Source organism: Lawsonibacter sp. OA9 (genome assembly GCF_022440585.1).
The window spans coordinates 2,253,671-2,275,202 of record NZ_JAKNTI010000022.1; the positions used below are offsets into that span (position 1 = coordinate 2,253,671).

A 21,532-nucleotide genomic window follows, 5' to 3' on the forward strand; every position below is an offset into this window, starting at 1 on the left:
GGTAACACCATGATTCACAGCAGCACAGAGCACATTCCTGATATCTTAACGATTTCAGACCTTCAACAGTTTCTGCAAATCAGCAGAAGCACTGCCTACCGCTTGATCCGAGAGAAGAAGATCGGGCATATTCGAATTGGAAACAGCATCCGAATCCCCCGAAAATACGTTGCAGAATATCTTCAACAGGGCCTTGTCTCTGTTGAGGATAGCAACGAAAGGTGCTATAATTCGAATAAAGAATCGGTAGGAAATGCGAGCCTGTCAGAGGAAGGAGTACAATATGACAGGTAGCCTACAAGTAAAACGCGGTATCTACTATATGACCGTTTCTTTCAAAGATGAGAAGGGTGTTTGTAGGCAAAAGTCCAAGAGCACCGGCATCCCCGAAAAGCGCGGAAGCAAACGGAAGGCCCAGCAAATGTTGGACGAGTACTTGACCGAAATGCAGAAACAATCGGTAACGGCGCTAGTACAGAAAGACAGATTGTTTCTTGACTTCATGAGGGATTGGCTCAACGATGTGATCCGCATGGCTGTTCGTGCAAACACATTTGAGCAATACGAAAAAGTATTTAACAACAACATTTGCCAATATGTCCCCTTTCAGGGAGTCCGTCTTCAGGACATGACTCCCGCGCTGATCCAAAGCTATGTCAACCACAGATGCAGCAAAGGACTTTCCCCCAAGACCATGCGCAAATACGTCTCCAACATCCGTCAAAGTTTGGCCTATGCAGTCAAGCTGGATTTGATCTCATATAATCCAATGGATCGGGTGACGCTCCCGAAACTGCAACGCTATCAAGGGGCTGTCGCCCTCACCCCTGAGCAGCTAAACACCTTGCTTCAATTGTTCCGTGGGGACATTTTGGAAAGCGTCGTCTGGCTTGCGGTCAACTACGGTATGAGGCGAAGTGAGATCTGTGGTCTCCGGTGGGATGCAGTCGATTTCCAAGCAAATACCATTTTTGTCTGCCACACCACCATCAAATGCAAAGGTGAAGTCATCTTTACCGACAACACCAAAACCTCTACCAGCCGCCGCCACTTACCCATTACCCCCACTATGCGGAAGTACCTTCTCACTGTAAAGAAGCGCCAGGAGCAGAGCAAGGATCTCTTTGGAAATTGTTACACCGACAGCGGGTATGTCTGCACAAAAGAAAACGGAAAACCCATTGACCCGGATTTTGTAACGCACCATTTTCAGCGGATCCTAAAAGCCAATGGGTTTCCTATGTTTCGCTTCCACGATTTACGACATAGCGCGGTGAACACGTTGCGTAAGGGCGGCTGTGACGCCAAGGACATCCAAAGTTTTCTGGGACACAGCGACGTGTCTACCACCCTCAATATTTACGGTCATTTGATGGAGGGAGACATGAGCCGCATGGGTGACGTAATGGATCAAATGCTGCGCCGGAAAAGCCTTGCGGGATAAGCGATTTTTGCCCTTTTTAGGCCTTTGGAGAGTAAAGTGGTGAAAAAGATTGTGAAAGTAAAGCAAAATCGCCCAAAACCTTTCAGTTTTGGGCGACTTTGTGGTGGAGACAACAGAACTCGAATCTGTGACCTTCCGCGTGTGAGGCGGACGCTCTACCGGCTGAGCTATGCCTCCATATGGAAACGGCAATAAATAAGGTGGTGACCCGGACGGGACTCGAACCCGTGTTGCCGCCGTGAAAGGGCGGAGTCTTAACCGCTTGACCACCGGGCCGTTTTTATATGGGAACGGGAGAACTCCCGTAATTGATATGGTAGCGGCACCTGGATTTGAACCGGGGACACTACGGGTATGAACCGTATGCTCTAGCCACCTGAGCTATGCCGCCATGTTTTTCCCTTACGCAGGGCAAGAGTTAGTATATCCGATTTGCCAGCCTTTGTCAACAGGAAATTTCATTTTTTCCTCTGTTTTTTCCTGAGCAGGCCGGAGGCATCTCCCCCCGGCCTACCGCAGCAGGACAGACAGGGCAAAGGCTACTCCGGCCGGCGCCAGAGCAGACCAGTGGAAGGGGCTCTCCATCAGGCCCCGGAGGAGCAGGATAATTGCCGCAATCCGCAACAGCCAGGGCAAAACAGCCATGACGATGGCAAAGGGGATGCTAAACAGCAGCAGGGCTACTAAAATCACTGGAATCAAAAAGAGGCACAGCAGCGAAAGCGTTAAGAGTTTGATCATAGAGGATCCCTCCCTGTGTTTTACAGTGCTATCCTACCATGCTATTCTTAAAAACTCCCCTATGTTCGGATTAAAAAAAGATAAAAATGGAGGCGGCCCGTGGGGGCCGCCTTTGCCATGCGTTATTTGAAATACTCCGCACCCGACTCAAAGAGGGGTTGATGCTTGTTTCCGGGGATATTCCGGCCCACATAGGGGCCACGGCGCTCCAGATGCCCCATCTTGCCGAACACCCGGCCGTCAGGGGAAAAGATGCCTTCAATGGCCTCCAGAGAACCGTTGGGGTTCACATTGATATCCATAGCGGGATTTCCGTTCAGGTCCACATACTGGGTAGCCACCTGGCCCCGGCCGATTAAGTCGGCAATGACCTTGGGCGGCGCTACAAAGCGGCCCTCGCCGTGGGAGATGGGCAGGGTATGCAGATCGCCCACCTTGCTCTTGAGCATCCAGGGGGACTGGACCGAGGAGACCCGTGTGGTGACATACCGGCTCTGGTGCCGGCCGATCAGGTTATAGGTCAGGGTGGGACAGTTTTCATCCATATCCCGGATCTCGCCGTAGGGGACCAGTCCCAGCTTCACCAGAGCCTGAAAGCCGTTGCAGATACCAAGCATCAGGCCGTCCCGGTGTTTCAGCAGGTCCATGATGGCCTCCGCCAGGGCGGGGGAACGGAGGAAGGAGGCGATGAACTTACCGGAGCCCTCTGGCTCGTCGCCGCCGGAGAAGCCGCCGGGGATAACCATCATCTGGGCCGAGCGGATGGCCTTCTCCAGCGCCTGAGCAGACTGGGTAAGGAAATCGGTGGTCAGGTTGCGAACTACCACGATCTCCGGCTCGATGCCCGCCCGGAGGCAGGCCTGAGCGGTATCGTACTCGCAGTTGGTGCCGGGGAACACGGGGATGACCGCCTTCGGATGGGCCGACTTGTGCCTGCACACGGCCACGGAGGGCTTGTCCCAGGAGATGGGGGCGACGGTCTCGGTGGTGCCCGCCTTGGTGGGGTAAACTTTCTCCAGCACGCCCTCATTGAGGGAAAGCAGCTCCTGGATGGGGGCACGGTCACCGCCGCCCAGATCAACAGACGCAACATCCACGGTGAAGCCCAGGAGGAAAGTCCGTGCCAAATCTGTATCCACTTCGGCCACAATCCAACCAGGCATTGGAACATACCACATCTCCGGTCCGTGGACCGCAGCGGCAGCCTGGAAGCCAATCCCGTTGCCAAAAGCCATCTTCATCACAGCTTCGGCCACACAGCTCTCCACCGCATAGGCGGAATGAACCAGTCCTTTCTGACATAGGTTGTGGAATCGGGGCCAGTCCGAAGGACGGAAGAGATAGACCCGATGGCCCGCCTCCTTGAACTCGGGGGAGAGCACCTCCCCCGCCTTCACCGGAGCGATGGCGAAAGAGATGAGAGTGGGGGGCACATCCTTGTCCAGGAAGGAGCCGGACATGGAATCTTTGCCGCCGATAGCAGCCCGGCCGAAGTCCAGTTGAGCCTTCAGAGCGCCCAACAGGGCGGCAAAGGGCTTACCCCAGCGCCGGGGCTCGTCCCGGAGCTTCTCAAAGAACTCCTGAAAAGTCAGGTAGGCTTTTTTATAGTCTCCGCCGGCAGCTACTACTTTGGCCAGAGATACGGTTACGGAGTTGTAAGCGCCCTGGAAGGGATTTTCCATCATCTGATCTGGGTCGAAGCCCCAGGCCATGACGCTGGCCTGGTCGGTCTCCTGACCGGGCAGGACGGGGAACAGGGCGGCCATCGCCTGGGCGGGGGTGCGCTGATTTTTTCCGCCGAAGGGCATCAGGACACTACCCGCCCCGATGGAGCCGTCGAACCGCTCCGTTAAACCGCGGCGGGAGGCGCATTTCAGACTGGAGGCCATCTCCCGCAGGCTGTGGAAGGGTACATGCTCCCGTTTATGTTCCCCAAACCAAGCTCCATCGGGGTCCACAACAAGGCTGCCCAAATCGCTCTTGCGGGGAATAGACACGCTGGCGTGCTTCACCGCGCCGTTGGTATTCAAAAATTCACGGGACAGGTCGGCCACGGTCTGGCCCTTCCAGTGCATGACCATCCGGGGGCTCTCGGTGACCACGGCCACCTGATAAGCCTCCAGATTTTCTGCCTCGGCGGCGGAGATAAATCTGGCCGCGTCCTCCGGGGCCACCACCACAGCCATGCGCTCCTGGCTCTCGGAGATGGCCAGCTCGGTGCCGTCCAGGCCCTCGTACTTCTTTCGTACCGCGTCCAGGTCGATCTTCAGGCCGTCGGCCAGCTCACCGATGGCCACGGACACGCCGCCGGCGCCGAAGTCGTTGCACCGCTTGATGAGGCGGGTCACCTCACCGTTCCGAAACAGGCGCTGGATCTTCCGCTCCTCAGGGGCGTTGCCCTTCTGGACCTCGGAGGCCATCGTGGTCAGGGACTTCTTGTTGTGGCTCTTGGAGGAGCCGGTGGCCCCGCCGATGCCGTCCCGGCCGGTCCTTCCGCCCAGGAGGATGACCACGTCCCCGGGGGCGGGCCGCTCCCGGCGGACGTTCTCCGCAGGGGCCGCGCCGACAACCGCGCCGCACTCCAGACGCTTGGCGATATAGCCATCGTGGTACACCTCAGCCACATGGCCGGTAGCCAGGCCGATCTGGTTGCCGTAGGAGGAGTAGCCCGCCGCCGCGGTCTGAGCCAGCTTCCGCTGGGGCAGCTTGCCCTCCAGCGTCTGCTCAAAGGGGACTCTTGGATCTCCTCCGCCGGTGAAGCGCATGGCCTGGTGGACATACACCCGGCCGGACAGGGGGTCCCGGATACAGCCGCCGATACAGGTGGCCGCGCCGCCGAAAGGCTCGATCTCAGTGGGGTGGTTGTGGGTTTCATTCTTGAACATCAGCAGCCAGTCCTGCTCCTTGCCGTCCACCACAGCGGGCACCTTGATGGAGCAGGCATTGATCTCCTCGCTCTCGTCCAGCTCGGGGAGCAGTCCCCGCTTTCTCAGGGTCTTGGTGCCGATGGTGGCGATGTCCATCAGGGTCTGGGGCCGCTTGGCGGCCTTCTCCTCCCCATAGACCTCCACCCGCGCGGCCAGATATCGCTCATAGGCCTCCTTCACATCGGGATCGCTGATCTCTACCTCGTCCAGATGGGTGGAGAAGGTGGTGTGGCGGCAGTGGTCAGACCAGTAGGTATCCACTACCCGCACTTCGGTGATGGTGGGGTCCCGCTTCTCCTGGTCCCGGAAATATGCCTGGAGGAATTTCAAGTCATCCAGGTCCATAGCCAGCCCTAGCTGGGACAGCAGGTCGGACAGCCCCCCTTCGTCCAGAGCGGTGAACCCCTCCAGCACGGCCACATGGTCGGGGGCCTCGTGGGTGCGGACCAGGGTTTCCGGCTTGTCCATGGCGGCCTGTCGGCTCTCCACCGGGTTGATGAGATAATCCCGGATCTTGTCCAGGTCGGCGGAGGACAGCTCCCCCTCCAGCAGATACACCTTGGCATAGGCGATCAGAGGGCGGTCCACACCGGCCATGAGCTGGATACATTGGGCGGCGGAGTCGGCCCGCTGGTCAAACTGGCCCGGCAGGGCCTCCACCGCCAGGATGGAGTGGGGGTGGCCGGGGACAGGAAAGGTCTCGTCATACACCGTATCCACCTGGGGCTCGGAAAACACGATACTCTTGGCCTGGTCATAGACATCCTGACTGATTTGGTCGGCGTCATACCGGTTCAAAACGGTCACCGATTTCAGGCCCTGGACGCCCAGTTGCTCCTGGAGCGCCCTGCACAAGCCCCTGGCCTCTACATCAAAGCCGGGCTTTTTTACGGAATAACAGCGGTAAACACTCATTTCTCTTCCTCCACCTATCTTTCTTTCGATGAAAGGGCGCCAGCCCGCGCCCTGGATATAACAGCAGCTTTCTAGGAGATAACCCAGTTCTCCAGGTCGTAAAACAGGTTTCCACGCACCGGGGATAAACCGGACAGTCTTCCCCACTTCGTCAAAACGGAGTTGTTTTTAAAGCACACCGGCACCAGCGGGACCCGCTGCCCCAGATAGGCGTACAGGGCGGAAGCGGCCTCCTCCCTGCTGTCCATGGGCGCGGCAGCCAGAGCAGCCAGCAGTTGGTCGGTCTGTTCATCCTGCCAGCGGCCGTAGTTCAGCGCGCCATCCGAGGCAAGCAACGCGGACAGGTCAAAATCGGCGGTGAGCGCCACCTCCCCCAGATACAGGTCGAACCGTCCCGCCTCCAGTGCGGAGATATATTCCTCAAAGGGCAGGTTGTCCACACGGACCTTCATCCCCGCCGACTCCAGCTGGTCGGCGATCCACTGGGCAGCAGATGCCTTGGCCATATTCTCGGTGTTGACCAACAGTACCAGCTCCCGGCCAGCCGCGCCCAACGCCTCCAGCTCCTTCACCAGGGCCTCCGGGTCGTAGGACAGTTGGGAGGCAATCCACCGGTCGTACATGGGGCTGTCCGGGTGGACAGGCAGGGCGGAGGGGACCGCGTGGGTAGCGTAGGTAATGCGGGCGATGGACTCCCGGTCTACTCCGCGCCCCAGAGCCTTGCGCACCTCCGCCGACTGGCACAGGCCGGCCCTGGTATGGAAGCCCAGGTAGATCATGGACGTGGTGCTGTAATCCCAGGTCTCATAGCTGCCAGAGTAGCCCAGGGAGTTGGTCCCCATCAAATCTACTTCCACCAGGGAGATATCCCCAGCGTCAAAGGCGAAAATCATCTCGTCACTCTTGTTCATAATCTTCAGGGAAATCGTATCAGCAGGCATCTGTCTGGCCTGCCACCAGTTCTCCCGTGCGGTTAGCTCCGCCTCCTCCCCGTTTTCCGACAAAAGGTATGGGCCGGTTCCCACAGGGCGCTCCCCTGCCCCCAGGGCCAGCGGGATGTCCAGCAGCAGGGGGAGTGAGCCGTTTGGTTGGTCCAGTGTGACTGTCACCGTCCCCTCCCCAGCGGTGATTGAGGTGACATGGGACAGCCGGCCGCTGTAACGGGAGCCCTCCCCTCTGGCCAATTCCAGGGCGGCGGCCGCCACCTCTCCCGTTAGAGAAGTGCCATCGGAAAAGGTAACTCCACCGCGAAGGGTAAAGGTCCAAGTCAGCTTGTCCGGGCTGACTGTATAGCTCTCGCACAGCACCGGCTGGGCCGTGAAGGAGCCGTCCACGGCGAACAGCCCCTCGTACAGCAGAGGCGCTAATGTCAGGTTGGCCCGGTTGGCGGACAGCGCCGGATGCAGGCTCTGCTGAGGATAGAACGCCAGGGTCAGGGTCGCCGTTTCCGACTCCCGGACCTCCTCCTGGCTGGTATCCACGGAGCTGTCAGAAGAACTGGCCTCTCCTTCCCCGCCGCAGGCGGATAGGGAGAGGAGCAGGGCGGCGGAGAGAAGGCAGGCGCAAAATCGTTTCATACACTAACCTTTCACAGGGCAAAGATAGAGGTATCTTCTTCCCATCACGGGGTGGGGAGAAGCTGGATCATAGCCGCCATACTGCCCCTGGCATTCCCCTGGACCCGGTGGGACCAGAAGATGTCCAGGCGGCAGGCGGTACAGGCGTCACAGACGGAGATATGGTCCGGGTCCAGGCCGGCCAGCTCCAGCCAGCGGCGGTTTGCCCCCTTCAGGTCCACCTGGTACTTCCCCGCCCGTGACAGGGGGTGAATAAAGGGGTCGGCTTCCACTCCCAGGCCGCCGCGCAGTCCATCGGGCACGTCCACATGGGTCTCAAAGCAGCAGGGGCCAATCCCCGGCCCAATGGCGGCCAGGATATCCGCTGGGCGGCAGCCGTAGTCGCCGCACATTTTTTCCGCTGCCCGAGCGGCGATCCCCAGGGCGGTGCCCCGCCAGCCCGCATGGGCAGCGGCTATGCAGCGGCGGACCGGGTCATAGAGCAGCACAGGGATGCAGTCTCCAGAAAAGATGGTCAGGCAGACACCAGGCTCGTCAGTGACCAGGCCGTCCGCCTCATAGACGCCGGGGGCGGCTGGGTCGGACTGGATATCAGCCCGTGTCACAGGGCGGACAAGATCGCTGTGGACCTGATGATTTTTCACCAGGCTCCGGGCATCCGTACCGACCGCAGCGCAGAAGCGGACAAAATTCTCCCGGACATTGGCCGGGTCATCCCCCCGGTTAGCCCCCAGATCCAGGCTGTCCCATGGGGCGGGGGATATCCCACCCAGCCGAGTAGAAAACCCGTGGGCCGCCCCCCACCAGGCAGGGTCCATACAGGCATAAAAAAGGACGCCATGGCGCTGCTGACGTGTGATATCCATGGCCGTCCCCCCTCTTTTTCATGATGTTCTATTTTATCCCAAATTCCTGCCGCTGACAACCCGTTACATGGAAGAAAACCATCTTTCTTTTCCCCCGGATTCGGGTCACTTCCGCCAAAAGGCGGCTGGCTTGGGCGCTAGATCTGACTCAGTTCCCGCAGGGTATCCTGGATGGTCTTCTGAGGCAGATAGACCGCCGCCATCTCGGACAGCTGGCGCAGCGTCAGGGACCGGGCGGCCCCCACCATGGGATGTTTCATCAATTTTCCAAACCGCCGCTGGAAGACCGCCCTGGACTTGGGGTCGTCCAACAGCTCGCCCACGGTGATGGTCTGGTTACGCAGATCCATGTAAGATCACCTCCACTTCCCATTCTATGCCAGCAGGGCGGCGGTTTGACAGATGAACGATATTTTCTTTCCTGAACCGGGCGTGTTGTTTTCAGGGGAGCAGAGAGGAGGGGGAACGCCTACCCATTTCTTGACTTTCCAGCGCGGACATACTATACTTTCTTTTATATAAACTTATTATCAAGGAGGTCGGCCATCTTGGCAAAACATAAGATACGGGACCTGCTATCCTCCGCCAACTCCGCCCTGCTGCGGAAGCGGACGGTAGCCATGGTCTATGTTCTGCTGCGCTTTCTGGTCATCATCATAGCCGTAGCCCAATTTTTTAATGGCAACTACGAAAATGTGTTCCTCTGCGGCCTGACCCTCATTCTGTTTCTGCTGCCTACCATCTTCGAGCGGGCACTAAAGATCGATTTGCCCAACACCATGGAAATCATCATCCTGCTTTTTATTTTTGCCGCCGAGATTTTGGGGGAAATCCAGTCCTACTACACCACTTTCCGGGGGTGGGACACCATCCTCCACACCCTCAACGGCTTCCTCTGCGCCGCTATCGGCTTTGCGTTGGTAGATATGCTGAACCGGACAGAACGGTTTTCTCTGTCCCTCTCTCCTGCCTTCATGGCCATTGTCGCTTTCTGCTTCTCCATGACCATCGGGGTCCTGTGGGAGTTTTTCGAGTGCGCCATGGACCAGTTTTTCCTGTTGGATATGCAGAAGGACGCGGTGATCCACTCCATCTCCTCGGTCATGCTGGACCCCACCGGGGGCAATACCCCCACTATCATCCGGGACATTGCCGACGTTATCGTGGTCACAGGCAGTGGGGAGGAGATCTCCCTCGGCCTGGGCGGTTATCTGGATGTGGGGATCCTGGACACCATGAAGGACCTGTTCGTCAACTTTATTGGGGCGGTGGTTTTCTCCTTTATCGGTTATTTCTATGTCAAGAGCCGTGGGAAAGGCCGCTTTGCCCGGCGGTTTATCCCTCAGGTTGTGGATATTCAGCCCGAGGATCAGGAGCCTTGGACCCCAAAACTTTTAAAAAAATCGAAAAAGAATCGTTCTGATAAAGAATAATCCTGCCCCGGCAATCCATACTAAGGCCATCCACAGTAAGGGAGGTTTTAATATGGATAAGAAGTCCTGCAACACCAGCATCAAGTGCACTGTAAGCTCCTGCGCCTACCACAATGCTCCCCAGAACTGCTGTTCTCTGGATTCCATTAAGGTGGGCTGCTGCGACTGCACCCCCACCAAGTGCGAGGGTACTGAGTGCGCTTCCTTTAAGCTGGGCCAGGTCCGCTGAACAGTTTTTTCAAAGACAAAGAGAGGCCCGGAGCCGTTGGCTCCGGGCCTCTCTTTGTATCTTTTCAAGCTCTCAGTCCAGGTGCAGACCATAGTAGCCCACAAGGGCCATGGCCATCAGCCCGGCCGTAATGAGTTGAATGGGTATTCCCCGGAAGGATCTGGGACAGCTCTCCAAGTCCACCTCGTTTTGCAGACCGGCAAAGCTGGCCAGTGCCACAGTAGCGCCGATTCCTCCGCACAGAGCGAATATCAGCGCGGCGGGCAGGCTGTAACTGCGCTGTGAGATCAGCAGGGCTGAACCCAGGGCGGCACAGTTGGTGGCCACTGATTTCAGTTGTCCGTCAATCCGGCGGGACAGTTCCGGGATACATACCTTCAGAAATTTTCTCAGTCCGGCGACCAGCCCTGGAATGAGGAGTGCCAGGACCAGCAGCCGGTAATGCTGCCAGCCGAACCGCCCCAGCAGGAAAAAGTCGATAAGCCAGGCGCACAGGGCCCCCAGTACCATGACCGCGGTCAGGCAATATCCGGTACGCACCGCGTCCATTGGGTCTCGGAATGCCTCGGTCCTGGTGCCAATGCCCATGCAGCTGACCAGCACAAAGTTTTCGGACAGCAAGGCGGCCAACGCCACCCCCGCTAGTTCCAAAATAGAGGCCACAGGGCCACGCCCCCTCTCTCCAGAGCGGACCACTCAACCCGCTTCACTGTCTTCATAGTAGATGTCCGCTCCTTCTGTATCCAGATTAGCCACGATGGCCAGTGCCCGGTTGACTCCGGCGGTAATCGCGTGTGAGGTTGCGGTCGCGCCGCTGACCGCGTCCACTGAGTTGCTGCCCGAGGCACGGATGGTACCCGCCTTCCCAACATATCGGCTGAGGGCGGCAGGGGTCAGGGCTTTGGCTCCAGTATCCCGGTTCTCCCGGTGGTCGGTGACGGCCACGCCGGTAACCTTGCCGTCCAAGTCCACTCCCACCACCATAGTGATGGGGCCGCCGAAGCCCTGAGACTGGACCTCCACGCAATAGCCAAGCAGTTCATTCTCCCCGCTGTACCCACCCAGGATACTGAGAGCGCCGGCGGCCCGATAGGGTGTTTCCGAACTGAAGGAAGCCTGAGGCATAACTTGGGCCAGCAGTTCTCTCTGTTCCCTATTTTGCGCCCGGACAGTATCCAGGTCTGTATAGCGGTGCACACCGAAAATCATCACACCCACAGCAAGCACCACCACCCCCAGGCGGCTTAGGATGACAGCTTGGGACCGAATCTGGTCCAGATGGGCCTCACCGGGCATCTTGCCCTCCTGCAGCGCCTTGGTGAACAGGGAGAATTGAGGTTTGACAAATTTGATATCAGACATATGGGCCCGGAACCGACCCAGCCAGCTTTGGACCGCGGCCAGATTCTTTTCTCCAAAACGCCTGGGCATCCCCGCCCGGTCCAGCAGCCAGACGCAGCAGTTCATAGTCAGAATAGCCCAGCCCACCCCCTCGGGGTAGGAGCTGTGGTAGCGTAGCAACACGGTAAGCAGACCACACCCCACGCCAAACATCAGCTGCCCCCTGGGTGTCACCGGAGACGTAACCGGGTCGGTGGCAAAGAAGAAGGCGCCCAGCAGAAGGCCTCCGCCGCACAGCTGAGCCAGCATCCAGGCGACTGGGTCATTCCCCTGTGGAAACAAAAAGGTAAGCAGGGCGACTGTTCCCAAATAGGCCAGAGGGATACGGGGAGATATGACCTGTCGCAGCAACAGATAGCCACCCCCCAGCAGCAGCATAAAGGCGGATACCTCTCCCATGCAGCCCCCCCTTTGGCCCAGCAGAAGCTGGGACAGCTCCTGAGGAGGCAGGACTCCTTGGTGGAGGTAAGACATAGGCGTGGCGGCAGACACCGCGTCCACTCCCAGCAGGGGGAGGCGGTCCATAGCCTCCGACCAGTTGGTCATCAGCATGGGGAAGGTGGCCAGCAGCATCCGTCCCCCCAGGGCCGGGTTCATAAAGTTCTTGCCCAGGCCGCCGTAAAACTGTTTGACCACCACAATGGCGAAGGCCCCGCCCAGCACTGGCACCCAGTATGAGGCGGTGGCCGGCAGGCTCATGGCCAGCAGCAGCCCGGTGACACAGGCGGACAGATCCCGGACGGAGTCGCTTTCCCCCACCATCCGGCGGTACAGAAACTCAAACAGGACACAGGAGGCCACAGAGATCGCAGCCAGCACCAGCACCCGGACGCCAAACATAAAGACTCCCATAGCCAGCGCCGGCACCAGAGCCACCATCACATCGACCATCATGGCCCGCGTATTGGCCGGCTGCCGCAGCTGGGGGGACATCCGCCGGACCGGCATCAAATCAGGCCCCATGGCTGTCCACCCCCTTTCCCACGTGCTCCGCCGCCTGTCGTACCAGATCCACCAGCGGGATCTGGGCCGGGCAGATATAGGAGCAGCAGCCGCAGGAGATACAGTCCTCTACATGGAGGCGGTCCAGCTGCCTCCACTCCCGCTGACGGAGGGCACGGGCAATAAACATAGGTGCCAGGTGCATGGGGCAGGCAGCCACGCATTTCCCACAGCGGATACATACCCCTTCTGGCCCAGCCCGTCTTCGCTCCTCCTGCGTCAGACAGACGACGCAGTTGGTATTTTTTACAACGGGGGCCTCCAGGTCCTCTTGGGCTACCCCCATCATAGGGCCGCCGGTAAGGATCAGCTCAGGCCGCTCCCGCAACCCCCCCGCGGACTCCAGCAGAACGCGCAGTGGTGTGCCGATCGGCACCCAGAGATTCCGGGGCCGGACCACCGCTCCGCCGGTGACCGTCACAGCCCGGTGGGTCAGGGCCTTTCCTTTCACCAGGGCCTCCTGAATGGCAAAGACCGTGGCCACATTCAGCACCAGACATTTCTCCTCCCAGGCCGCCTTCCCCAGTGGGACCTCGCGGCCGGTGACGGTCTGGATGATCTGCTTCTCTCCCCCCAGGGGATAGCGGGTCCGAAGGGTACGTAGTTCCACTTTTCCGCCCCGTTTTCGAAGGCGGCGCTCAATGACCTCGGCGGCGTTAAGCTTGTCACCCTCGGTAACCACCACCGCCCGATGGGCCCCCAGGCAGCGGGCCAGGACCTGAGTGACCTGTAAGATCTGGTCACTGCGCTCCAGCAGCAGCCGGTGATCCGCGGTGACATAGGGCTCGCACTCCGCCCCATTGATAATCACAGTGTCCACTTTTCCGGCCGCCTGTTCCAGCTTTTGGACTGTGGGGGCCGCGCCGCCCCCCATGCCCACGACGCCAGCCTCCCGCACCCGGTCCAGCAGCAGATCTAGCGTGACCTCCTCCAAAATGACCGGCTCTGGCCGGCCAGACCAGGGGGTATCCTGTCCGTCGTTACGGATCACCACCGCCACCGACTGTCCGCCCCAGGGGTGGGGCTGTTCCCGGATCGCCGAAACCCGGCCGGATACGCTGGCATGGACAGCCGCGCCGCCCGGTCCCGGGCCGGCGATTGGCTGTCCCACCTCCACCAGGTCCCCAGGCTTGACCAGAGGGACAGATTCCTCTCCGGCACTCATACGCAGCGGGATAGCCACCTGCTCCGGCGGCCGGTCCAGCTGGGTCAGGTGCTTGCGGCGGGTAAGCTCTTTTCTTGTAACGGGGTGTACTCCCCCGAAAAAGGAACCTCGCATTGACTAACCTCCCTGTATTTTCCCTCTTTTGGAGAAAATACGTGGTAAAACTCCATTTTGTAGCAGAATATATCATAATCCAACCCAGCTTTTCTGTCCAGCCTTTTCACGAAAAGTTCACAATCCGATCCCCGTGTTTTTCTTCCGCAATAGGGAGGATTTTCTCCCTATGCGGCCAGCCCTATTGTCTAAAAATATTTTTTACATTATAATTTAAGTATATCTGCGCCGCCTTGCGCGCGGTAAAAATGGATAAGGGAGGAATTTTAGATGAAAAAAAACATGCGCAGACTGCTGTCCGCCGCTCTTGTGGCAGTCATGGTGACGGGCATGTGCTTCACCGCCTCTGCCTTCACCTACCCTTCCGCCTATTGGAAGCTCCACTCCGCCTGGGATGAGGCTGTGGCTGCCAAGAGCCCTGAGCAAGTCATCTCCGTAGCCCAGCAGACTTATGACCTGCTGATGCCCCTGGGCCTGGGCGAAGATGTGTGCTACAACCTAGAGCCCAAGGCTGGCCGGGCCTCCTGGGCCTGTGAGATGAAGGGCGACATCGATGGCGCTATCCTGTGGCTGGAACGGCAGCGCACCTTTGCCAGCTGGCTGGACCAGAACATTCGCAGTTACAAGGATACCTTGCTCAACGTGGACGCCCGGATGGCTTACCTGAAAGCCGCCCAGAATGTCACCATCTACGCCCAGAGCGACGACAGCGCCTCCCCCTATGCGGTAGGCCCCAAGACCGGGACCTGGTATGGCACCCCGGCGGACAGCTCCACCACCGGCGGCTCCGCCTCTCTGATCTATGTCACCTTCGGTGACAGCTACTCTGTGGACTACTGGATCGACTACTACATGGACTGCTCGCCCGCTTTCCGGGAGGCGGCAAACGGCGGCGTCATCGAGTTTGCCTGGAACTTCAGCCCTGAGGGCACCGCCGGAGCCCAGGCCGTTCTGTCCGCTGACAGCTATATTGAGGAAAGCTTACGGGCTCTGGGCAGCTTGGATGCCACTGTCCTGCTCCGGGTGGGCGCCGAGATGAACAACTGGTCCGACTGTGACCCCGCTACCTATATCCAGGCCTTCCGCAAGGTGGCCGACGCCGCCAGCCGGTACAGCAACATCCAGATGGTTTTCTCCCCGGACAATATCAGCAACCGGAACCGGACCATTGCCGATTTCTATCCCGGAGACCAGTATGTGGATTGGGTCGGTATGTCCACCTATCACAACACCAACTATGCCGGTTACAGCGGCACCTCCTCTTACAGCTTTGACTATACCGGCTACGGCAATGACGCCTACTACGGCCTTGGCATCTATGACCATGACCCCATGGTCACCATCAAGCCCATCATCGACTTGGCCGTGGCCCACAACAAGCCCGTTATGGTCAGCGAGTGCGGCTTTGCCTATCGCAACAGCTCCGGCACCGACCTGACCTCCTTCGCCGTGGAGCAGCTTAACTGGTTCTATTCCTATATCAACATGGTCTACCCCCAGGTAAAGGCTGTGTTCTACTTCAACGCCGACCCCGACAGCGGATTTAAGTATATGCTCAACGGCAATTCCTCCGTGTCCTCCACCTATCAGAACGCCATCCGCAACAACGGCGCCTATCTGGATGAGGTGGACGGCTCCGCCACCGGCTGGGAAACGCTGGACAAGACCGCCCTTTCCGCTGGCGACAGCACACTGAAGCTGGCCTCCTATGTCAGCTTCCCCGGCAAGAAGACCAACACAGTCAAATACTATGTGGACGATAAGCTGGTCCACACCAGCACCCAGGCCCCTTACTACTATGAGCTCGACCTGGCCGCTCTGGGCGGCGGCAGCCACACCGTCAAGGCAGAGGCCAGCGGCGGCCAGTTCTCCCGCTCCAGCAAGACCTACACCCTGAATGTACCCGGCACCTCCACCCAGCCTGCCGACCCCACGCCCGGCACACAACAGCCCTCCGCCTGGGCTGCCGAGCTCATCGCCGACGCTAAGGACAAGAAGCTAATCACCGACCGCACCGAGGGCCTGTATCAGGACCAGATCACCCGCCTGCAGTTTGCCGAGCTGGCTGTCAACCTGATTGAAGAGGCCACCGGCAAGGAGATCACCCCCTCTACCCAGTCCTTCACCGACACCAGCGATCCCATGGTACTGAAGGCTGTGGCCGCTGGCGTCACCTCCGGCAAGGGCGAGGGTATCTTCGCCCCCAGCGATAAAATCACCCGCCAGGAGATCTGTGTCATGCTGAACAAGGTCATTGAGTATGTGGACCAGGCCAATGACTCTACCACCCTGACCGACACCAGCACCCAGGTGGATGCCAGCCGGTTCAACGATGTAGACCAGATTGCCGGCTGGGCCAAGCCCGCTGTGGCCAAACTCACAAATAATAGTCTGATGAGCGGCAAGGGCGACGGCGTCGCTCCTGTGGCAAACACCACCGTGGAGGAGGCCATCATCCTGATTCGCGCCCTGTACGACAAGTTCTAAGCCCTCCCTCCCCTAACATTAAAAGAGGAGCGGGACCTCTGATGAGGTCCCGCTCCTCTCTTCGATTTTCGCAGTTCAGACGCATTCCATGCCCCTGGCCAAAGCGGTCATGTTCAGGTCCACCAGCTTGGCCTTAGGCCCAGTGAACATCTGCCGGATCATCTCCCGCAGAGTATCCGCCTTCAGGGCGCCGGTGGCGGCGATATAGGCGCCTAGCATAACCATGTTGGCCACCTTTCCGTTGCCCAGCTCGTTGGCAATGGTGTCGCAGGGGACTTGGATAACACGCAGGTCTTCCCGGTCCACCTTTTCCTTGATAATGGAACTGTTCAAAAAGACGGTGCCGCCGGGGACCACCTCGTCCTCAAACTTCTTCAAAGAAGGGCCGTTCATGGCAATCAGCTCCGTGGGGTGATAGACGATGGGGGAGCCCACAGGCTCATCGGACATGATGACAGAACAGTTTGCGGTACCGCCCCGCATCTCCGGGCCGTAGGACGGGACCCAGGAGACCTCCAGCCCCTCCTCCAATCCGGCCTCTACCAAAGATTTGCCGATGGACATAACGCCCTGACCGCCGAAGCCGGCAATCACGATCTCCTTTTTCACTGGTCAGCCACCTCCTTGATGACGCCCAAAGGATAATACTCCGCCATCTTATCCAGCACCCAGCGGTTAGCATCCAGGGTGGTCATGCCCCAGTTGGTAGGGCAGGCACACAGCACTTCCACGAAGGTGAATCCCTCGTTGTTCATCTGCTTGGTAAATGCCTTCTTGATGGCCTTTTTGGCCTTGACAATGTTGGGGATATCGGCCACGCACACCCGCTCCGCGTATACCAGGCCGTCCAGAGTGGACAGCATCTCAGCCACCCGTATGGGCTTGCCGTGGAGTTCCTCTGTCCGGCCCATGGGCGCGGTGGTGGCCCGCTGGCCGATCAGGGTAGTGGGCGCCATCTGGCCGCCCGTCATGCCATAGATGGCGTTGTTGATAAAGATGGTAGTGAATTTCTCGCCCCGCATAGCGGCGTGGACGATTTCAGCGGCGCCGATAGAGGCCAGGTCGCCGTCCCCCTGATAGGTGAACACAGGCTGGTCCGGGTGGGTCCGCTTGATGCCGGTGGCGGCAGCGGGAGCCCGGCCGTGGGCGGCCTCGACAGCGTCGCAGGCGAAGTAACTGCCCGCAAAGACAGAACAGCCAACAGGGCACACACAGATGGTGCTGTCGATAATGCCCAGCTCCTCCATGACCTCACCAATCAGCTTATGTACAATGCCATGGCTGCATCCAGGGCAGTAGTGCAGCTCCGTATCCTGGAGGCCGGCAGTCTTTTTATATACAGTCGTCATCTTACTTGCCTCCCTTCAGCGCCCGTTCGGCCGCGTCCACGATTTGGGTCAGCGTGGGAATGCTGCCGCCGGCACGGCCCTCGAAATAAACAGGCTTTTCCCCCTCGACAGCCAGACGAACATCGTCTACCATCTGCCCCAGGCTCATCTCCACGGTCAGCACAGCCTGGACGCTGGCCTGACTGGCTGCCTTTTTCAGCGCCGCATAGGGGAAGGGCCACAGGGTAATGGGTCGGAACAGACCGGCTTTGACGCCCCGCTCCGCCAGTTGCTCGATGGCGGACATGGCGATGCGGGAGGGCGTGCCATAGGCCACCAGCAGCACCTGGCAGTCCTGGGTGTTCTTCTCCTCCCAGCGGATCTCCCGCTCCTCAATCAAGTCATACTTGGCCTGGATGGCCAGGTCGTGCTCCTCGCAGGCCTGGGCCTCGATGAACAGGGAGGTAACGAAGTTGTTGTGGGCCCTTCCGTTTCGTCCGCTTGCCGCCCAGTCCTTGGGGGGCAGTTCCCGCTTGGGGATATCGTGCCATTCGATGGGCTCCATCATCTGGCCGATCATACCGTCAGCCAGCACCACCACTGGATTGCGGTAGCAGTCGGCCAGGTCAAATGCCTCTTGTGTCAAATCCACAGCCTCCTGGATGTTACAGGGAGCCAGAACGATGGTGCGGTAGTCGCCATTCCCGCCGCCACGGGTGGCCTGGTAGTAGTCGGCCTGGGAGGGCTGGATGGACCCCAAGCCGGGGCCGCCCCGCATCACGTTGACGATCACGGCGGGCAGCTCCGCGCCGGCCAGGTAGCTGATGCCCTCCTGCTTCAGGCTGACGCCCGGAGAGGAGGATGAGGTCATGGCCCGCTTACCGGAGGAGGCGGCGCCGTACACCATGTTGATGGCGGCTACCTCTGACTCAGACTGGACAAAGACCCGGCCCAGTTTGGGCATATGGAGGGACATATATTCCGGTATCTCATTCTGGGGTGTGATGGGGTATCCGAAGAAGCAGTCGCAGCCGGCTCGGATAGCCGCCTGAGCGATGGCCTCGTTCCCCTTCCAAAGTTCTTTTGCCATTTTCTTCTTCCCCCTTACTCTTTTTCCACAGTAATCACCGAGTCTGGACAGATCCTGGCGCAGCTGGCGCAGGCGATGCACTGGCTCAGGTCGGTGACTCCGGCCGGGTGATAGCCCTTCACATTGGCCGAGGTCATATCCAGGGCTAAAATGTGCTTGGGACAGACGGAAATACACAGCTCGCAGCCCTTACACCGGTCCCGGTCAAAGGTCAATCTTGCTTGCATAGGGACACTCCTCCTTTTTATTCATCCATTTCCCATGGTCTATTCATGTACAGCCGGACGGGGAACAGGGGGCCCGGCATCCCCTCTGCTTGGTCGATCAGTTCCTCCTGAATCACATGGCATACCACCGGCAGGCCGGTCTGGCTGGAAACTGTTCGGGCCAGGGCCGCTCCCGCCTCTAGGTCGGCCAGCTCTGTTTCCCGGCACAGGTGGGTGTTGTCTACCAGTCCGGTCACTCTCAATCCGGTGACCGCCTGGATCTCCTCCAGACTGGCCAGAGCTCCTTCCACGTCTCGTGTCTGAGGCCGGCGGGCGTTGAGGACAAATAGGACCCGGCATTGGGACCCCAGCAGTTGCGGCCGATATCGGGCCAGTACCCGTGCCCCTACGCCGCCCCCGCCGATATCCAGCACACCCCAGAGGTCCTGATCCTGGAACAGAAGGTTCACCTCCGCCGGCATGGCCGGCACGTCGGCGTCCACACATGCCTGGGAGGTAGCAATGAGCCGCACCCCCTCGTGGGAGAGCAGATCTCTCCGCTCCCTGGAGCGGAAGTAAGGGTTGACCACATCCAGGTCGGCCAGGGCAGTCCGCTTTCCCTGCCGGGCCAGGGCCAGGGTCAGATTGACGGAGAACTCTGTCTTTCCGCTGCCACTGTATCCCACGACTACGGTCAAGCGGCTCTGCTCCAGCCACTCCATTCTGTCCATTGTTGCCCCCTCCCTTTAGACATATTATTTTATTACTTATTGTATGATGTCATAATATATCTTAAGATGTAGTATGTCAAGAGGCTTGCAAAAATTCTACATCTGTGGCATAATCATTGTATATTTTAACGGGGGAGTGGGTCTATGGCTAGGATTACATCAAAAAAACTGACCGATCAGACCGCTGACCGTCTGTTCCAGATGATTATTTCCGACCCGGAGCTGTGCCCTGGATCCAAGCTCCCCAACGAAACGGAGCTGTGCGCCCTGTTCGGGGTCAGCCGCACCACTGTCCGGGAGGCGGTGCGTTTCCTGGCCGCTCAGGGCTATGTGGAGGTACGGCGGGGGCTGGGCACCTTTGTAGCACCACGGACCACCATCAGTCAGGATATTGGCCTGCCCCAGTTGGAAACGGTCCAGGTTCGCCTCCAGGATCTGTTCGAGATTCGTTTGATGATCGAGCCCACTACCGCCATGCTGGCCTGCCATCGGGGCACTCAGGAGGAGCTGGACCACATCTTCCATTGTGCTGACGAGGTTGCCCGGCGGATCCGCTCCGGCAGGGACTGGGACAGCGCCGACGTGGACTTCCACCACGCCTTTGTGGCGGCCTCCCACAACCAGTTCATGGAGCAACTCGTGCCCATCCTCAACCGGGCGGTCACCTCCACCTGGCGGATGGTGGGCTCCTACCCCTCTCTGCCCGATATGGTGATCCAGGACAACGCCCTGATTACCAGTTTTCTCCGGAATCGGGACCCCCAGGGCACCCGGCTGGCCATGGAGTCCCACCTGCGCAGGACCATCCGGGTCCTAGAATTCGGGGACAGCAGTGTCTTATCCCTTTTGTGAAAAAAGACAAAAAGGGGGCCGCGCCAAGGTTGCGCGGTCCCCTTTTATTCCCATAGCGCGTCCTTGCGCATGGGCAGTTCCCCAAAGACACGGGCCACGGCCCCTTCATAGTCCCTGCTGTCCTGGGCCTTTCTGATGTCCTTGAACAGTCTGTCCCCGCCCTCGAACAGACGACACAGGTAGCTCCACAGCTCCTTCATGTGGAACACCGTATTGCGCTGGCTGCCGAAGGCCTCCAAATAGGTCTGATACAGCCCGTCGTGGAAGGCCCGCAGAACTTTCCTGTCCGGCGGCGGTTCCCCCTTGGCCTTGGCCGCCAGGGCCGGGTCAGCCAGCAGCCCCTGTCCGATCATTACCCGATCCACCTGGGGGAATCGCTCCTGAAAACGGCAGCATCCCTCCGCCGTCACCAGCCCGCCATTGTAGCACACAGGCCCGCTGTACATCTCCAGCGCCCTGGAAAATGCCTCGATCCGAACAGGCTCGGAATAAAAATCTTTCCGCACACGGGGATGAATGATGAGCAGATGGAGGGGGTATTTTTCGAATATCTCCAGGAGAGGTCCAAACTCCTCCGGCGACCCCAGACCCAGCCTTGTCTTGACCGACACCTTCACCCGGACGCCGCCAAATACCTGATCTAAAAATCGGTCCAGCTCCTCAGGATGGGCCAGCATCCCCGCCCCTTTTCCTTTCGCTACCACGGTGCCGGAGGGGCAGCCCAGGTTCAAGTTGACCTCCTCATATCCCATCTCTCCCAGAGCATTAGCCGCCCAGAGGAAGTCTTCGGCGCTTTTGGTCAGAAGCTGAGGGACTGCCGGGATGCCCCGGTTGACCTCCGGGTCCATATTCCGCCGCTCCCGCTGGGTGAACAGGTGCTCCCTGGTGGGACTGATAAAGGGCATATAGTATTTGTCCACCCCGAAAAAGTGTCGGTGGTGGACCCGGCGGAACTCCCCGCCGGTGATCCCCTCCATAGGGGCAAAGTAGTATTCCATAGCGTTCCCTTCAAAAAGCGGGGGCT

The 21,532-nt window shown here is 59.2% G+C and carries 20 protein-coding genes and 3 tRNA genes; 6 read left to right on the forward strand and 17 right to left on the reverse strand.

The genetic code is table 11. The features are described from left to right. Window positions 1-9: 9 nt before the first annotated feature. Window positions 10-294, forward strand: coding sequence for a helix-turn-helix domain-containing protein (locus MCG44_RS15180; RefSeq protein WP_412531147.1), 285 nt, complete (start codon window positions 10-12; stop codon window positions 292-294). Next, window positions 284-1,444 (forward strand): tyrosine-type recombinase/integrase, encoded by a 1,161-nt coding sequence (locus tag MCG44_RS12125; protein WP_240288476.1) that lies wholly within the window; start codon window positions 284-286, stop codon window positions 1,442-1,444. Before MCG44_RS15180 ends, MCG44_RS12125 begins: the two co-directional genes overlap by 11 nt. Window positions 1,445-1,545: 101 nt before the next feature. Here the strand turns inward: MCG44_RS12125 and MCG44_RS12130 are convergent. The 8 genes from MCG44_RS12130 to MCG44_RS12165 form a co-directional block, all read right to left on the reverse strand. After that, window positions 1,546-1,621: transfer RNA gene (locus tag MCG44_RS12130), tRNA-Val, on the reverse strand. Between the two features lie 24 nt (window positions 1,622-1,645). Then, a tRNA-Glu gene (locus tag MCG44_RS12135) sits at window positions 1,646-1,720 on the reverse strand. A gap of 38 nt (window positions 1,721-1,758) precedes the next feature. After that, window positions 1,759-1,835 (reverse strand) — tRNA-Met (locus MCG44_RS12140). Window positions 1,836-1,954: 119 nt separating this feature from the next. Then, a complete protein-coding gene (locus MCG44_RS12145) occupies window positions 1,955-2,185 on the reverse strand; it encodes a phage-shock protein (protein ID WP_147573170.1) in 231 nt (76 codons plus the stop codon). 122 nt (window positions 2,186-2,307) lie between these two features. After that, window positions 2,308-6,027 (reverse strand): phosphoribosylformylglycinamidine synthase, encoded by a 3,720-nt coding sequence (locus tag MCG44_RS12150; protein WP_240288478.1) that lies wholly within the window; start codon window positions 6,025-6,027, stop codon window positions 2,308-2,310. A gap of 71 nt (window positions 6,028-6,098) precedes the next feature. After that, window positions 6,099-7,604, reverse strand: coding sequence for an ABC transporter substrate-binding protein (locus MCG44_RS12155; protein ID WP_240288480.1), 1,506 nt, complete (start codon window positions 7,602-7,604; stop codon window positions 6,099-6,101). A gap of 44 nt (window positions 7,605-7,648) precedes the next feature. Then, complete coding sequence (gene pgeF / locus MCG44_RS12160) at window positions 7,649-8,470, reverse strand: peptidoglycan editing factor PgeF (RefSeq protein ID WP_240288482.1); 822 nt, start codon at window positions 8,468-8,470, stop codon at window positions 7,649-7,651. A 137-nt stretch (window positions 8,471-8,607) separates the two neighbouring features. Further along, the gene (locus tag MCG44_RS12165) at window positions 8,608-8,820 is read right to left on the reverse strand and encodes a hypothetical protein (protein WP_240288484.1); all 213 of its coding nucleotides are present in this window, start codon (window positions 8,818-8,820) and stop codon (window positions 8,608-8,610) included. A 198-nt stretch (window positions 8,821-9,018) separates the two neighbouring features. On the opposite strand from MCG44_RS12165, the gene MCG44_RS12170 reads away from it, so the two are divergent. Then, a complete protein-coding gene (locus MCG44_RS12170) occupies window positions 9,019-9,903 on the forward strand; it encodes a hypothetical protein (protein ID WP_240288486.1) in 885 nt (294 codons plus the stop codon). A gap of 52 nt (window positions 9,904-9,955) precedes the next feature. Further along, window positions 9,956-10,132 (forward strand): DUF1540 domain-containing protein, encoded by a 177-nt coding sequence (locus tag MCG44_RS12175; protein WP_147573160.1) that lies wholly within the window; start codon window positions 9,956-9,958, stop codon window positions 10,130-10,132. A 72-nt stretch (window positions 10,133-10,204) separates the two neighbouring features. Here MCG44_RS12175 and MCG44_RS12180 read toward each other — a convergent pair whose 3' ends face one another. From MCG44_RS12180 to rsxC, 3 genes are read right to left on the reverse strand one after another with little or no spacing between them, the layout of a single operon-like run. Beyond that, window positions 10,205-10,795, reverse strand: coding sequence for an Rnf-Nqr domain containing protein (locus tag MCG44_RS12180; protein ID WP_186851815.1), 591 nt, complete (start codon window positions 10,793-10,795; stop codon window positions 10,205-10,207). 33 nt (window positions 10,796-10,828) lie between these two features. After that, window positions 10,829-12,496 (reverse strand): RnfABCDGE type electron transport complex subunit D, encoded by a 1,668-nt coding sequence (locus tag MCG44_RS12185; protein WP_186851814.1) that lies wholly within the window; start codon window positions 12,494-12,496, stop codon window positions 10,829-10,831. Continuing rightward, the gene (gene rsxC, locus MCG44_RS12190) at window positions 12,486-13,814 is read right to left on the reverse strand and encodes an electron transport complex subunit RsxC (RefSeq protein ID WP_240288488.1); all 1,329 of its coding nucleotides are present in this window, start codon (window positions 13,812-13,814) and stop codon (window positions 12,486-12,488) included. The genes MCG44_RS12185 and rsxC overlap by 11 nt, the downstream gene beginning before the upstream one ends. Before the next feature lie 270 nt (window positions 13,815-14,084). Here rsxC and MCG44_RS12195 point away from each other — a divergent pair, with 270 nt between their 5' ends. Further along, the gene (locus MCG44_RS12195; protein ID WP_240288490.1) at window positions 14,085-16,301 is read left to right on the forward strand and encodes an S-layer homology domain-containing protein; all 2,217 of its coding nucleotides are present in this window, start codon (window positions 14,085-14,087) and stop codon (window positions 16,299-16,301) included. 75 nt (window positions 16,302-16,376) lie between these two features. Here the strand turns inward: MCG44_RS12195 and MCG44_RS12200 are convergent, their stop codons facing one another. The 5 genes from MCG44_RS12200 to MCG44_RS12220 are packed head-to-tail and all read right to left on the reverse strand — an operon-like array spanning window position 16,377 to window position 19,656. Beyond that, the gene (locus MCG44_RS12200) at window positions 16,377-16,910 is read right to left on the reverse strand and encodes a 2-oxoacid:acceptor oxidoreductase family protein (protein WP_147573153.1); all 534 of its coding nucleotides are present in this window, start codon (window positions 16,908-16,910) and stop codon (window positions 16,377-16,379) included. Continuing rightward, a complete protein-coding gene (locus tag MCG44_RS12205; protein WP_147573151.1) occupies window positions 16,907-17,650 on the reverse strand; it encodes a thiamine pyrophosphate-dependent enzyme in 744 nt (247 codons plus the stop codon). Before MCG44_RS12205 ends, MCG44_RS12200 begins: the two co-directional genes overlap by 4 nt. Before the next feature lies 1 nt (window position 17,651). Further along, a complete protein-coding gene (locus MCG44_RS12210; RefSeq protein ID WP_186851812.1) occupies window positions 17,652-18,719 on the reverse strand; it encodes a 3-methyl-2-oxobutanoate dehydrogenase subunit VorB in 1,068 nt (355 codons plus the stop codon). Between the two features lie 14 nt (window positions 18,720-18,733). After that, on the reverse strand, window positions 18,734-18,946 hold the full coding sequence (locus tag MCG44_RS12215; RefSeq protein ID WP_147573147.1) for a 4Fe-4S dicluster domain-containing protein: 213 nt from the start codon (window positions 18,944-18,946) through the stop codon (window positions 18,734-18,736). A gap of 17 nt (window positions 18,947-18,963) precedes the next feature. After that, window positions 18,964-19,656: a hypothetical protein gene (locus tag MCG44_RS12220; protein ID WP_240288492.1), complete on the reverse strand. Its 693-nt coding sequence runs from the start codon at window positions 19,654-19,656 to the stop codon at window positions 18,964-18,966. A 144-nt stretch (window positions 19,657-19,800) separates the two neighbouring features. On the opposite strand from MCG44_RS12220, the gene MCG44_RS12225 reads away from it, so the two are divergent. Beyond that, window positions 19,801-20,508 carry a FadR/GntR family transcriptional regulator gene (locus MCG44_RS12225; protein WP_147573145.1) on the forward strand — a complete coding sequence of 236 codons (708 nt, stop codon included), beginning with the start codon at window positions 19,801-19,803 and terminating at the stop codon, window positions 20,506-20,508. A gap of 44 nt (window positions 20,509-20,552) precedes the next feature. Here MCG44_RS12225 and MCG44_RS12230 read toward each other — a convergent pair whose 3' ends face one another. Beyond that, complete coding sequence (locus MCG44_RS12230) at window positions 20,553-21,506, reverse strand: tRNA dihydrouridine synthase (protein ID WP_240288494.1); 954 nt, start codon at window positions 21,504-21,506, stop codon at window positions 20,553-20,555. Between the last annotated feature and the right edge of the window lie 26 nt (window positions 21,507-21,532).